This is a genomic window from Nostoc sp. ChiVER01, from assembly GCF_034531155.1.
Lineage (GTDB): Bacteria > Cyanobacteriota > Cyanobacteriia > Cyanobacteriales > Nostocaceae > Nostoc.
In genome coordinates, this window is the sequence record NZ_JAVRBS010000013.1 from 189628 (window position 1) to 204626 (window position 14999).

A 14999-nucleotide genomic window follows, 5' to 3' on the forward strand; every position below is an offset into this window, starting at 1 on the left:
CCTTATTTTAAAGTTTGTGCTTTCTCAATACAGCCTCTTAACTGTGCGGCGAGAACTTGAATATGGGGTTTTCTTAGCATGGTTAGGTGATTGCCAGGAATATGATGAATTTCTGTTCTTCCCACAGCTAACTGATCCCAACCCATACTCGCCTCCTCTTCGGCAATGTTTAACTGAACTTTTGTTCTAAAAAGATTAATTCGCTTAGGGTAGACTTGCGGAACGTAGTTGAGAACTGCTTGGTTATTGGCGTAAAAAACACGAAGCATAGGAAAAATAGCTGACTCACTTAAAAGCCTTTGCTTAGATTCGTTAGATATAAAATTGGCTGTGGCATCCTCCTTTTGGATGAAGTACGAGAACAGATTTGTTTTGAGCGTTAGCGTTAGCGACTCCCAAAAGGAGTATCGCATCAACTCCTTAAAATTATAAAATCGAGAAGTTAGTCTATTAATTCGGTTTTTACTAGGAGCAGTAATTAGACGTAAATAATCAATGAAAAATGGCCACATATATGGCACTACTGTAGTAAAAAGAAACTTCAAAGTATTACTCAAAGAAGGTATATTGCTCTTAATTGGTGCTACAGTGTCAAGCACAGCAAGTAAAGCTACTTCTTCCCCAGAATTTTCAAGTTGTTGAGCCATTTCAAAAGCAACCCAACCTCCAAAAGACCAACCTCCTATAAAATAAGGCCCTTTCGGTTGTACTGAACGCAATGCTTCAATGTAGTGGGTAGCCATATCCTCAATGCACGTTAGTGGAGTTTTTCCATCAATTCCAATAGGTTGTAGCCCATAAAGTGGTTGATTTTCACCCAATTGATGAGCTAATTCATAATAAGGAAAGACAACACCAAATATTGGATGAACGCAAAAGAAAGGCGGATTTGAGCCATTCGGTTGAATCGTAACTAAAGGAGACCACCTCAGAGAATCTGTCTTAGAACATAGAGCAATTCCTAAACTTTCAATTGTTTGATTTAAAAACAGGCTAGATAAAGGTAAATCACGCTCAAACTGTTTATTTATTTGGTCTAATAAACGTATAGCCAGTAGCGAATTTCCTCCCAAATCAAAAAAGTTGTCATGAATACCTACATTCTCAACATTAAGGACTTCAGCCCATATTCTTGCCAAAGTTGACTCAGTTGGAGTCCGAGGAGCAATAAAGGCTTTCTCGATTGAGCGGCTTTGAGTATCAATTGCTTTTAGTGCATAGTGATCCACTTTGCCATTAGCCGTTAACGGCAGAGAATCCAGAATTATAAAAGCTTTTGGTATCATGTATTCTGGTAACTTTTCTTTTAGAAATTCACGTACTTCAATAGTTGTTTGCTCCTGCGGTGACTTAGAAATAATGTAAGCTACTAAATGCTTGTTATCATATAAATTACCTTGAGTAATTACAATTGCTTTTTCTACATTATTATGTTGTCTTATAACTGTTTCAATTTCTGATAACTCAATGCGAAAGCCACGAATTTTTACTTGGTTATCGATGCGCCCTAAAAATTCGATATTACCGTCTGTTCGATATCTGGCTAAATCACCCGTCTTATAAATCCTTGCTCCTTTTTTCTTATTAAAAGGATTGCGAATAAATTTTTGAGCAGCTAATTCAGGACAATTAAGGTAGCCTCGTGCTAGCCCATCACCACCGATGTATAATTCACCCAAAATTCCAATTGGTACAGGCTGTAAATGCTTATCTAATATATAAATTTCAGTGTTAGCAATTGGGCGACCAATAGGCGGTTTTTCACTCACAGATTTAATTTCGGCAACAGTTGACCAAACGGTTGCTTCAGTAGGCCCGTAAGCGTTAAAAAACCTACGGCTAGGATTCCACCAACGTTTTATTATATCCTCAGAACATGATTCACCTGCACTAATAATAGTTTGCAATGCAGGTAATGATTCTGTAGGTAGAACTGCCAAAACCGCAGGCAGAAGGGTAACGTGAGTGATAGCTTTTTCGCGTAATAGTTGGAGTAAAGCTTTTCCAGATAGAAGACATTCTTTATTTATTAAATAAAGGGTTGCTCCTATTGCCAATGCCATGACAGTCTCAAAAATTGAGGCATCGAAACTCAATGATGCAAATTGCAGAATGCGGTTACTCGGTTGCAAGTTAAAAACCTCAATCTGATATGCTGCTAAATTAGATAGTCCTCGGTGTTCGATTAAAACGCCTTTTGGCTGCCCTGTTGAGCCAGAGGTATAGATGACATAAGCTAAGTTTTCAAGTGTTACGCAACTGTTTGGATTGTTTTGACTATGCTGTGTAATAGTTGCCCAATCTTTATCTATACTAATAATTTGGTTCGAGAATGCTGTAAAATTTGGAAGTAATTTTTCTTGTGTTAACAATAATGAAACTTGTGCATCTTGCAACATAAAGTTAAGACGCTCTTGAGGATAGCTAGGGTCTAAAGGAAGGTATGCACCGCCAGCTTTGAAAATGCCTAAAATGGCGATTATCATTTCTGCGGAACGCTCCACACAAATGCCAACTAAAGATTCAGTTTGTACACCTATTTCTTTGAGATAATGTGCCAGTTGGTTACTGCGTATATTTAACTCTTTGTAGCTGAGTTTTTGATTACCAAATACTAGTGCGATCGCATCAGGACTTTTTTCAACTTGTGCTTCAAATAACTGATGAAAACACTTACTATTTGAGTAAGATTTTTTAGTGTCATTCCAATCAATTAATAACTGCTGCCGTTCTCCTTCGGTAAGCAAAGCTAAATTTGAAATACGCTGTTTTGGATTGGCAACAATACTTTCTAACAGTACTTGGAAATGCCCTAGCATTCGCGTAATGGTGCTTTGATCAAATAAATCGGTACTATACACGATTTCTCCTTTCAGAGTTTCCAAGTCTCGCCACAGATGAAACTCTAAATCAAGCTTTGCGATCTTGCTGTCGAAGTCGAATAACGAAAGCTTTAATCCAGGTAGCTCTAGTGCTTCAATGGGAGTATTTTGTAGACTAAATACTACTTGAAATAAAGGATGGCGACTCAAATCTCGCTCTGGGTGAAGTTCTTCCACCAGCTTTTCAAAGGGCAAATCCTGATGGGTGTATGCTCCTAAAGTTACCTCTCTTACTCGATTTAATAATTCTTGAAACGTTGGGTTCCCTGATAAATCGCTACGTAACACCAAACTATTGACAAAAAACCCAATTAACCCCTCTAGTTCGCTACGATTACGATTAGCGATCGCTGAACCTACTACAATATCCTCTTGCTGCGTGTAGCGATAGAGCAAAGTTTGAAACGCTGCAAGCATTGTCATAAACAAGGTTACATCTTCTTGATAGCTAAGTGTCTCTAGCGCTTGAGTTAAGGAATGTGGTAGTTCTAAAAATTGTTTTGCACCCCTGTAAGTTGAAACTGCTGGTCTTACTCGGTCGGTGGGGAGATTCAGCACCGGAATCCCGTCTAATTGCTTTTGCCAATAAGCTAACTGCGTTTGTAAAAGCGAACAGCCGTTTTCCCCCACTGCTTGCAGCCATTCCCGTTGCCATTGGGCGAAATCTGCATACTGAATGGGCAATTCTGGCAGAAACGTAGACATCAGACATTGATTATCTTCTACAAAAGCTTTGTATAATACCCCCAGTTCTCTAATTAGCACACCAATTGACCAGCCATCGGCAACAATGTGATGTAGATTTAGCAGCAGCACATATTCTGCTTCATCTACTTGTAGCAGCTTCACTCGCAGCAATGGCCCGGCGGTGAGATTGAAAGAATGTTGAGCCTCTGCGGTTGCGATTCGCCGTACTTGTGTCTCACGTTCTTGAGCGAAATTGCGTATATCTATTAGGGGAAGAGGTATGGTTAAGCTGGGTGCGATTACCTGCACTGGTTGCTGTACCATCACAAACGTAGTGCGTAAGGTTTCGTGGCGACGGACAATTTCGTTGAATGTCTGCTTTAAGGCGGTAAAGTTAAGGGAACCTTTCAGGCAAAGTGCTGTTGACACATTGTAAAATGGATTGCCCGATGCTAATTGGTCAAGAAACCACAATCGCTGCTGGGCGAAAGAAGTGGGAAAGACAAAAACCTCTGCCTCATCAGAAAAATTCAGTTCTTCATCAGCCATTAGGCTACTGAAAATATACTGGCTCATAACAATATCTTTGTTAAAAAAAGAGTACGAAGACAGAGGGCTGATCTAGTAAAATTATTTCTTCTATAACTATAATGCTTCGCTTAAAGCAACCCATGTTTGACATTTTATCACTGTAGATCATGCTTGCTACTATATATAAATGCTACAACAATAAGCAAATAAAAAAATTGGTCTCATAGTTTCACAAAAGATGTTTTAAGTAAATATACACGTTGGTATAAATAAATTTATTCACTTTGGTAGATATAGATATTTGTTGTTTTTTGTAAATTAATGAAGCTAAAAAAATTTGCAAATAAGCTTTTTAATAAATTTATGAGTTTAGTAGTAACAAAAGACGATCCCAATATTTTCAGTTAAAGATATCAAATTTCTATTATTGCCTCAAACTGAAATAAGTTATTTTTATCCACTTTTAAAAAGTTTTAAGAAAAAAATAGTAATATTTAGTTAATTCAAATTTATTCGTCTGAACCTTTCAATTAACTTATAAAAATTACTATTAAACACATCTTCAAATTGCTTACTAACACTAAAATTAGCTTTTGGTATTTCACTTATGTATATAGCTGTATGGCCTGGAAATGTATATCCCTTGGGTGCTACTTGGGATGGCAAAGGCACAAACTTTGCTTTATTTTCCGAAAATGCAACAGGTGTAGAACTTTGTTTATTTGATACTGATAATGAGGAGATTCGCTTGCCTTTAACAGAAAAAAATAATTTTGTTTGGCACGCTTATCTACCAGGAGTAGGGCCTGGACAACGCTATGGATTTAGAGTACATGGCCCTTGGGCCCCAGAACTTGGTCATCGATTTAACCCTAATAAACTACTAATTGATCCCTATGCTAAGGCAATTGATGGGGAAATTATCGATAATCCAGCTAATTTTGGCTACTCTTTAGACGCACCAGAACAAGACCTATCTTTTTCTGATTTAGATAATGCCGAAATTGTGCCGAAGTCTATTGTTGTCGATCAGTCTTTTGATTGGGGAGATGACAAACTACTTTCTATACCGTGGCACGAAACAATTATTTATGAAACTCACGTTAAAGGTTTTACTAAGCTACACCCAGAAATTCCAGAAGAATTACGTGGTACTTATGCAGGGCTAGCACATCCAGCCGCAATTCAGTATCTTCAACAACTAGGAATCACATCTGTGGAATTGATGCCTGTGCATCACTTTTTATCTTCTCCAGGATTTCTAGTGGATAAAGGACTTAAAAACTATTGGGGTTACGATTCCATTAATTATTTGACACCCTACTCCGGTTACAGTGCTAGTGGTTCACTCGGACAGCAAGTCACCGAGTTTAAGCAGATGGTCAAGAACTTACACGCTGCTGGCATTGAAGTAATTTTAGATGTAGTTTATAACCACACTGGCGAAGGCAATCATTTAGGGCCAACATTGTCACTGCGAGGTATCGATAATGCTGTGTACTATCGCTTGGTCAAAGATAATTCTCGTTACAACATGGACTTCACAGGCTGCGGCAACTCTCTGAATGTGCGTCATGCCCAAGTTCTGAAGTTAATCATGGATAGCCTGCGCTATTGGGTAACAGAAATGCATGTTGATGGCTTTCGCTTTGACTTAGCTTCGGCATTAGCGCGAGAACTATATGAAGTAGATAATCTTGCAGCTTTTTTTGATATTATTCATCAAGATCCAGTTCTGGCAGATGTGAAGCTGATTGCTGAACCTTGGGATTTGGGAGAAGGCGGTTATCAAGTTGGCAATTTCCCTTTACGTTGGTCTGAATGGAATGGCAGATATCGTGATACTGTCCGGGATTTCTGGCGTGGTGAAGATGATAGCCTGGGGCAATTTGCTTACTGTTTTACTGGCAGTCCTGACCTTTACCAAGCAAACGGGCGTAATCCCAGTGCCAGTATTAATTTCGTCACTGCTCATGATGGCTTTACGCTCAATGATTTGGTCAGCTACAACGAAAAGCATAATCAGGCCAACGGCGAAGATAGCCGGGATGGGGAAAGCCATAACCGCTCTTGGAATTGCGGCGTAGAAGGAGAAACCGATAACCCAGACGTAATCCGCTTACGGGAACGTCAGCGACGCAACTTTTTAGCAACTCTAATGCTGTCTCAAGGTGTACCCATGCTACTAGCAGGAGATGAAATTGGTTGCACTCAGAAGGGTAATAATAATGCTTACTGCCAAGATAATGAAATTTCTTGGCATGATTGGAGTTTACAAAAGTCTAATTCTGAACTACTATATTTTAGCCGCGAACTGATTGATTTTCGTCATAAGCATCCAGTATTTAGACGGCGTAAGTGGTTTCAAGGTCGTCCTATTCACGGTTTTGGTATTAATGATATCGGTTGGTTTAATGCCGATGGTAGCGAAATGACTGAAAAGCAGTGGTTAGTTAGTTATGCCAAAGCTATGGAAATTTTCTTGAATGGCGAGGGCATTCTTACTCCTGGCTCCCGTGGTGAACGGATTATTGATGAAAGCTTTTTGCTATTTTTTAATGCTCACTACGAAACGCTTGAGTTTGCTTTACCCAATGTTTTCCAAGATAGGGAATGGGAAATAGTTATTGACACTAACGAGCCTCGCTTCCTTAGCCCAGGAAAATTGGTTATGGGTGAGCAAACTGTGCCAGTTACAGACCGTTCTATCATGGTGTTACGTCGTCTTGCTTAGTAGCAGAAAAATATCAAGTGTTATAACGGTTCTTCGTTCTAGACAGAAACCGCCCAGAACTGAAGTTTTGCGGCTCATAGCTAAAGTCCGTTTTAACGGACTATAACCTTTTCTCAGTCGTCTTTAGACAACCTTCGCTATTAGACTCAGAATTCATTCTAAGGCGGACTAAATGAGAATGACATAGCCCTGGATTTAGGACTGCTATATCAGTATGTCTAGGAATGGTGGGTTTCGTGCAATATAGCGCCCTACTTTAGCCTTGCCATGCTGGTGCTGGAGTCTGAGCCGACTATGAAGCGATCGCACAATTAACTTCACTCAGTTTTTTATTTGACCTCTATATTCAAGCATCTATTACGTAGCTATCTCACAGATGGATCATGTCAAAGTGCGGTGCTGCGAGGTATGCCCAACAGCTACTGAGCCAGATTTCCTCTCTACGAGACGCTCAAAGCGAAAGCTTGAAAAAGGTCTGCATCGCAGTCCAATACCAATATGGTTTCGTGTTATGCGATCGCTCCCCTCAACCATTCCACCTCTCAAACCCACTGAGTATCAAACGCATCTTTCCCAGTTCCATAAATCAAGTTACCGTATTCCTGCCATTTGGCTATTTCTTGGGCTTCAATTTGGGGCGCGTACAGAACAGCAAGATTTTCTTCCAATTGCTGCCTAGTTTTGGGAGCGGTGAGCGCCAGACGCACCCCTGGATGATTTAGCGCATAGCAATAACAATCTACTGCGGTAGGTAACTTTCCGTGCCAGTTGTGATCACCTTTGAGCAACGTTCCCCAGCGCGTACAAGTGAATGCCACCACAGGAATACCAGCTTTTTGAGCAGCAGGTAAAACATCTTCTTCAGCCTGACGATGTGCCATATTGTAGCGGTGCATCAACACATCACACTGATGACGTTCTATCATTTCTAAAGCTATGGCTCGGTTGTGTGTGGTAACTCCCACGTAGCGCACAAGTCCTTTATCTTTCCACGAATAAAGTTCATCAAGCAACACCTGAACCTGGGTCATGTCGTCAGCAGGCGAAACATATTCAATAAAAAATACATCTACCTGCTCGACATCTAGGCGATGGCGCACAGAGTCCAAATAATTGCGTAAAGATTGTATATTTCGATTTTCACTCCCCGTTGCCACCAAGACTTGCTCACGGTTTGTTAGCAAGAGAGATTTTAAGCCACTCAAAAAGTTTTCAGATTCTAAATTGTAAAAGAAAAAGTAATTGATTCCCGCCTCAAATGCCAACAAAACAGTTGCAGCGTCTATCGATTGCCCTGCCAAACCAAGAATGCTTGCTGGTTGTCCTTGTAGCGTTGATAATTCCACGGTCAACTATCCGACTTCTTACTTTCAGTGTATTACACCAGTAAAATGTTAGTGAAGACATCATCAGTGATAAACTTTTAATTTCAAAATTCTTCCACTTCACTAGCGCCACACTCATCCGCTCAAAGAAAAGGATATATAATAGGTGGCTATATAAATAAAAAGTGGGCGGGTAGGTAACACCTCCTACTTGATTTTTTGCTTTAGTCCACGTTTTAGGGTTAAAAGTGCCTCTAGAGTGCCTATAGCTAATAAACTTGCTGTAGAAGTTGGCTCCGGTATTGAAGCTACTGACAGAACAATATTGTCAATAGCAAGATTATCATCGAAATTTTTTCTTATTACTCCTGAAAAAGTCACAGATTGCAAATTATTAAATATTTCCGGCAGCAAAAATGTTTGAAATTTGTTTTCTAAATTAAAAAACGTAGATACTTGTGAGTTATCGTTTTTTAATCCTCTAATGACTATTTGTGGAGATGTAATATCATTATTACTACCGAAACCTACTATTTTTGATGCATCAATGCTAGGTATTGAAAACAAAGCATTATCAGCATTTCTTATAGAAATAGTTCTACCACTTCCTCCTGCTGCTAAGTAAGGTGAATCTCCAGGAACACAATCACAGTTTTTTGGCTCAAAAACTAGGTCTACAACACCAAAAGCACCTTGAGCATCAAATATAAAGTTGTCAACTTTTAAAGTTTTAAAGCTGGCATTTCTCCCAGGATTAGGATTAACAACATCGTTAAATGTAATTGTTTCTCCATAAGCAAATTTGCTGTTAGTCAAAATGAAAAAAAGTGTTGAGGTTCCTAAACCTACAAGAAATTTTCTAATTGTTGCCATTTTTCTAAGACCCTCTTCACTAAAAAAACTTACTGAATTTATTATTTATGAATATGATACTCAAAAGCAATGCAGCTATAACACTTAAACTCAGAATCACTGCTAACTTGTATAAAAATGCATACATACTGTAGACGATGATGAACGACTGCGATCGCTAGCTAAAATCAAAAGCACTGCACAGCCTTAACTGAACTGTATTGTTTTATTTTTCTGAATAAAATCAGCAAAATATATCCTTGTGGAGTTGCAACTAATAACTCAAGTTGCTAATTAACCCAAGTTGCGGGTTATTGACTGATGTGTGCTTGTTCCTATTCAATTCATGCGATCGCGCACTGAAGCACTCCGAAATCACCTGTGGTGCTTGATCGCCGATGCGGGTTTTTAAACGAAGTAAAGGTACACCTTGGGGATTTCTTATGTAGGCGATCGCTTTTGCAGCAACTCTTGCTTCTAGTTTGGGGTCGGCTAGTAGATCGGCTAATTCGTTCATTACAATTAGTGATGAAAGCCATTAATGCAATCCTATAATTTCTGCGCCTTCGCGCCGGATTTCCCACCAACACCGCACCCCATCACTCCAATTGCCTACATCAGTAAGACTTTCGGCAGCTTTGGGAAATCGATTGGCTACGCTTTGCTTTAAGAGCGATGTCTACGACGGGCTGCGCCTACGCTACTTCCACCATCTCCAGATTTGCTTTCTCAGCCCCCATCATATCGTGTTCGGTGAAAGACTTATTATTAAAACCGCAGGGGAGCAGGGGGAAAGAAGTTTTCCTAGTTTTGCATAAATGCGGGAATTATAACTAATTAGGCGGACATGATATCACTAGCAACCATATTCTGTAACCCGCCAAGGAAGAGGCTCAAAGTCGCGGATGTCGTCTTTGATACGTTGGCTGATGCTGATTTCTATAACTTTGTAATGCTAACTCCAAGATTATTCGATTTTTGCGTAAAACACGAAACTTGAGGTGAATAGTATTATATAACGGTATCTATTATGGATAAACTGGGAACAACGTTAATTGTCTCCCATATATTTTACTTCTATCAAAAACTGCTCTAGCTTTCGTCTAGGGCAGTTTTATATCGCACGGTAGAAGCCAGATTTACAACTGCATCCATAGCGATCGCCAGCGAAGGTAGTTTTACACCCCATCCATTAGTTCCTTATATTTACTGTAATAGAGAAATAGTTATTTTTTTAGATAAAATCAATAATCTAGAAATTAGAGGAAGATTATTTGATGGTGTACTGTCAGTGGATAATGTACTTTGCCCAGCCCATCATATTGCAGACGCATTTATGTCCTCAATCTTCAAGAGGCGAAAATTAAGTTAACTCAAATTGGTATAGTCATATTATTGAGGCGCAATGTAATAAACCTTTATTGGTTTATCGTAATTTCACGCTAATTTTTTACATGGAGGTACGGCTCATGACTCCTCTGCACCGTTCATCTGCTGATAACTGGCTACCGTTACCTGTTGCTGCATGGCAAGATACTTATGAAACATTGCATCTATGGACTCAGATTGTTGGCAAAATTCGGTTAGCATTAACTCCTAAAATCAATCATTGGTGGCACTCAACTTTGTATGTCACACCCCGTGGACTCACAACCTCAACAATTCCCTATGGCAACCGCAATTTTCAAATTACCTTTAATTTTCTGCTTCATCAACTTCTAATTGAAACAAGCGATGGCACAACAAAAATCATCGAATTGGCTCCCCAATCTGTTGCTAACTTCTATCAAGCTGTAATCAATGCTTTAAAAGAAATCTCCATCGACGTGCGGATTTGGACAATGCCCCAGGAAGTTGCTGCTCCCATTCCCTTTGAACAAGATGATAAACATACCGCCTATGACAGGGAATATGCTCAACGGTTTTGGCAAATTTTAGTTCAAACCGAGCGCATCTTGAGCCGATTTCGCTCTGGTTATGCTGGAAAATGTAGCCCAGTACATTTTTTCTGGGGCAGTTTTGACCTAGCAGTGACTCGGTTTTCTGGGCGACGCGCTCCACAACATCCGGGCGGTGTACCGAATATGGCTGATTGGGTGACGCGAGAAGCTTACTCGCATGAAGTCAGTAGTTGTGGTTTTTGGTTTGGAGGTGGCGGACAAGAAGCTTTATTCTATGCCTATGCTTACCCAGAACCTGAAGGATTTAAAGATTACCCCATTCAGCCACAAGACGCGAGTTATAGCTCAGACATGAGAGAATTTATTCTGCCCTATGAAGCAGTGCGCCAAGCTAACGACCCAGATGCAATGGTACTTACGTTTTTACAAACTACATACGAAGCAGCAGCCAATTTAGCACAATGGGATCGTGCTGCATTAGACTACGCTCCAGCGCTAAAAAGCTAATTTAAAACAATCTTTATAATTTTCACCATAACTGGTACTCCAGTTTGGTGATGAGAAGAATGAAGGGTTAGGTGATAATATTAAGCACAACGCCATGTTTCTCGTAGAAAAAATGCAATTTTTATAACTGCTTTGCATTAGATTGACAACATTTTATAAGGGGTTGTTTAGCTAAATTCTCTAAATCCACAGATTTAAGCAAATTCATCCACTCCACCGCTAGAGTTGGATCTTCAGGTTTGCTAAGACGTAATTCAGCCAAAGTAGTCAAGGCATCGTACCAAATACCATTCTCGGCATAAAGATTTACCCGTTGCTGAGGAGTTACTTGCTTCAAGTTATCTACTAATTGAGGATTTGGATTGACCCGTTGCACCCATCCTTCCACATACTCTCGTTCTGGAGGTTGTTGGGGATTGCAAATGACTTTTATCTTGAAAAACCAGTGATACATCTTGTTTACTTGCAATGGGGGAGTATTTGCGCTTAAAGGAATGCTAATAATTCCTGGTACTTCTGGTATTGTTACTACTGTTCGGTAAAGAGTTTGACTTTGTTTACTTGACTCATCTTTGACAACAAACTCAATCGAATCAATTAGAGATTTTTGATAAGGGACAAAAAACCAAAACTTTGGATATTCCTCATTCGTCAAGCCCCAAACTTTAGTAACAGCAACAGTTTCTGTTTGCCCTTGATTTAATGTCTTTTTATATACAGGTACAAGTGCAATCACAGACTGATTCCCAACACCACAACCACGACTTGCAGCCCCTCCGCGATCGCCTGCCGCACCCCTGTCTGGAGGAGGCGGAGGAGGCGAAAATTTCTTAGGAGTAGCCGCCGCAACTGGTGTCATCCAAATCATTGAAGAATAGCCGATAATTCCTAAGCAAGTCATTCCCAGTGCCGCGATGAATTGTACTTTTTGCCAATAACTTTTCATAAAAACTCCTGACTTCTGCCTGCCAAACGGCGATTTTCATGCTTTAAATTGGCGTTATTATTAATTTTTAAATTTTATGTTTAAGTAAGTTATAGCTATTAAACTATTAACTACTAAAGCCAACATAGCAGGAATTAGTGGAACCCAACAACTATATACAATTAAAAATATAAAACAGCTAGCGTATAAGCTGATAATAGCTATCCCTCCTGCCAAGCTTAAGTAAATGAATCGGTGCAGATAGGCAGTAAACAAACCGCCTAAAAAAGACCAACCCCAAACCCAAATTACCTCACCCCAAAGTGGCCAAGTCCACAACAGAGGTTGTCCGTCTAAAGCAGCCTTGAGCAATTGACTGACCATCTGGGCTTGTAAAAATACTCCTGGTATTGCCTGTAATTTTCCTTGAGGGGTGATGTAGGGAGTTAACCAGTAATCACCAAAAGTGTCTGCTGTTGTGCCAATAATTACTATTTTGTCTTTGACTGCATTAGCATTTAGCTTATCCTTTAGCACTTGTTGTAAGGTCATACTTGGTGCGTTGGCGTAGCCTCTCGTAGAGAAACCTGCCGAAGGTATCGCTTCTGGTGAACCAGAAGAACGATAATTTAATAAGATTTGGTGTCCAAAAGCGTCAACCCCTTGATAACCCCCGGTATGAGCTTCTATTGGTTTAAATGTCACCTTCCCTAATTGCCAAGTGCCATCAGGGCTAAATTGCAACCGAATTCCTTTCGTATACAGGTAACGCAGCGCAAGTTGAACACTCAAGGCATAGGGCGCAGTACAAGGAGATGAGGGCGGGGGAGTTAACGCTAACAAATGGCGACGCACGACATTATCTGAATCTACGGCAATATCGCTAAAACCAAGATTCTGTGAAGAAAGTTCTGGGGGTGGTTTTACACCTGGTTTTCCGGCTTGAGAATCACTGATCTGACATACTCCCACAAAGCGATCGCTTTTTCGCATTCTTGCTGCCAATGCTGGATAATCCTTATCCACTGGATAATCTCGGTATATATCCAAACCAATAACTTGTGGTTGATATGCCTCTAATTTTTCTAAGAGTTTGGCAAGTGATTTGTCTGACAACGAACCTTGAGGTTTTTCCGGTTTTTGCGCCTGGACATCTTCTTCAGTCACAGTGACAATCAGTAGGCGTGAGTCTGGTTTTTCAGGAGGGCGCAAGCGTACTAGTTGGTCAAATGCACTTAACTCTAATGTTTGCAGCACACCCAAATACCTTACCCCGATTAATATTCCAGTTACTACCATGCTCGTCAGTAAGATTAATGAGAAGCCAAGCCGATTTGTGGTTCTTCTAACAGGCGTGGTTTGAGACAAAGATGCAGGAAGATTGGGTGTATTTCTAAACAATTCCCCCCAATTCAACGGCATCTCAGCCGGATTTTGAAAGATGATAGGCAACCATGTAGCACAGGGAAATTGGTTTTCTAGTCCCTGTAACCTTTCTCGTGCTTCCCTGACGGCTAAATATAATGAGTCTCCCCGCGCAAAGGCTTCTAAAAAATACTTTAAAAACTGTTGCGCTACGCGATCGGGTACAGGCTCTCGCATCACGATAATTTGGGGAATATGTAAATCTGCAAACTCCCATGCCAACCCCAAGCCATCACAAGAATTGAAAATCGCTAGTTTTAGACCTCGTTCTACTGCCTTTTTCAAGGCATACCTTAACTGGCTAATTGTTAAACTTTCAGTTTGATTAATATAGATTTTTCCTGTTTGATTCGTTTCCTGAGTAGAACTATGTCCGGCGAAAAATAGAATCTGCCAATTCTGCTCCCATAGCTGATCGGTAAGATCAAGGCATTGTGGTTCAACTAAAAAAGTGATATCTGTATTGGGTAATAAATTAAGTAGCGCCTGGTCTGCTTTGGTATCAATACCTTTACTGTTACCCAAAATTGCTAAGATTTTTACTTTGTCGGATTTAGTTGCTATGCGGTTAAGGTTGACTTGTTCGTAGGTAGGAGCGCTCAAGGCGATTTCCGCTCGGGGATAGCGTTCTAGCAAATCCCAAAGATGCCAGGGAAATTTCTGTAATCGCAAGTCTTTGGTTTGTAAAAGCATCCGAATATTATCCGCAAGCATGAGTTTTTCTAACAATTTCTCGCGGATGGAACGAAAGGAATCGGAAGCAAGCCAAGTATTGAAACTGACTTTAAATTCCTCACTCACTTGCTGGCAGTATTCTATGCTGGAGGCTGGGTTAGGTTCTTTATGTAAACCAATCGGACGAGATGGCAACTTTAAATTACGATAAATAGATTGCCAACGGTGATAATCGCGGAGAATTTCCGGGTTGGGGGGAAGCTCACCTGTGATTTCCACAGTCGGGCGGACATTTTCATCGCCAATCTGTAAAGTCACGGTAAACCCTTGTTCAAAGTTTCCCTCCCCTAACTTTAAGATGATTAACTTGTCCACAGCTAGTTCTTCCTAGATGTTGAGTACACCCGTAGGGGCATGGCAGTGCTTATTGGTGTCAACTTAAGATCAAACCCTTGTAACACATACGTTTTACCCCACCCTAACCCTCCCCTTGTAAAGGGGAGGGAACTCGATTTCCGGTTTCTCCCCTTTGCAAGGTTAGTTAGTGAGCGACAA

The 14999-nt window shown here is 40.3% G+C and carries 8 protein-coding genes and 1 pseudogene; 3 read left to right on the forward strand and 6 right to left on the reverse strand.

What is annotated here, in order from left to right; genetic code table 11:
* Positions 1–2: 2 nt before the first annotated feature.
* Positions 3–4145, reverse strand: coding sequence for an amino acid adenylation domain-containing protein (locus RMY00_RS18675; RefSeq protein ID WP_322648962.1), 4143 nt, complete (start codon positions 4143–4145; stop codon positions 3–5).
* A 562-nt stretch (positions 4146–4707) separates the two neighbouring features.
* Here RMY00_RS18675 and glgX point away from each other — a divergent pair.
* On the forward strand, positions 4708–6834 hold the full coding sequence (gene glgX, locus RMY00_RS18680; protein WP_322648963.1) for a glycogen debranching protein GlgX: 2127 nt from the start codon (positions 4708–4710) through the stop codon (positions 6832–6834).
* A 542-nt stretch (positions 6835–7376) separates the two neighbouring features.
* Here glgX and RMY00_RS18685 read toward each other — a convergent pair.
* The 3 genes from RMY00_RS18685 to RMY00_RS18695 all read right to left on the reverse strand — a co-directional run bounded on the left by RMY00_RS18685 (position 7377) and on the right by RMY00_RS18695 (position 9528).
* Positions 7377–8180, reverse strand: a complete 804-nt coding sequence (locus RMY00_RS18685) for an aldo/keto reductase (RefSeq protein WP_322648964.1) — start codon at positions 8178–8180, stop codon at positions 7377–7379.
* 186 nt (positions 8181–8366) lie between these two features.
* A complete protein-coding gene (locus RMY00_RS18690; RefSeq protein WP_322648965.1) occupies positions 8367–9032 on the reverse strand; it encodes a hypothetical protein in 666 nt (221 codons plus the stop codon).
* Between the two features lie 253 nt (positions 9033–9285).
* The gene (locus RMY00_RS18695) at positions 9286–9528 is read right to left on the reverse strand and encodes a hypothetical protein (RefSeq protein WP_322648966.1); all 243 of its coding nucleotides are present in this window, start codon (positions 9526–9528) and stop codon (positions 9286–9288) included.
* A 624-nt stretch (positions 9529–10152) separates the two neighbouring features.
* Here RMY00_RS18695 and RMY00_RS18700 point away from each other — a divergent pair.
* Positions 10153–10287, forward strand: a pseudogene (locus RMY00_RS18700) (DUF6671 family protein); the annotation flags it as partial.
* Positions 10288–10480: 193 nt separating this feature from the next.
* Entirely contained in the window at positions 10481–11419 is a 939-nt protein-coding gene (locus RMY00_RS18705; protein ID WP_322648967.1) for a DUF5996 family protein, read from the forward strand.
* A gap of 121 nt (positions 11420–11540) precedes the next feature.
* Here the strand turns inward: RMY00_RS18705 and RMY00_RS18710 are convergent, their stop codons facing one another.
* Positions 11541–12365, reverse strand: a complete 825-nt coding sequence (locus RMY00_RS18710; RefSeq protein WP_322648968.1) for a DUF928 domain-containing protein — start codon at positions 12363–12365, stop codon at positions 11541–11543.
* Between the two features lie 60 nt (positions 12366–12425).
* Complete coding sequence (locus tag RMY00_RS18715; protein ID WP_322648969.1) at positions 12426–14819, reverse strand: CHASE2 domain-containing protein; 2394 nt, start codon at positions 14817–14819, stop codon at positions 12426–12428.
* Between the last annotated feature and the right edge of the window lie 180 nt (positions 14820–14999).

Excerpts from the sequence above, each read along its gene's own strand:
- RMY00_RS18675 (WP_322648962.1), bottom strand. The coding sequence starts at position 4,145 with ATGAGCCAGTATATTTTCAGTAGCCTAATGGCTGATGAAGAACTGAAT.
- glgX (WP_322648963.1), top strand. The coding sequence starts at position 4,708 with ATGTATATAGCTGTATGGCCTGGAAATGTATATCCCTTGGGTGCTACT.
- RMY00_RS18690 (WP_322648965.1), bottom strand. The coding sequence starts at position 9,032 with ATGGCAACAATTAGAAAATTTCTTGTAGGTTTAGGAACCTCAACACTT.
- RMY00_RS18695 (WP_322648966.1), bottom strand. The coding sequence starts at position 9,528 with ATGAACGAATTAGCCGATCTACTAGCCGACCCCAAACTAGAAGCAAGA.
- RMY00_RS18705 (WP_322648967.1), top strand. The coding sequence starts at position 10,481 with ATGACTCCTCTGCACCGTTCATCTGCTGATAACTGGCTACCGTTACCT.
- RMY00_RS18710 (WP_322648968.1), bottom strand. The coding sequence starts at position 12,365 with ATGAAAAGTTATTGGCAAAAAGTACAATTCATCGCGGCACTGGGAATG.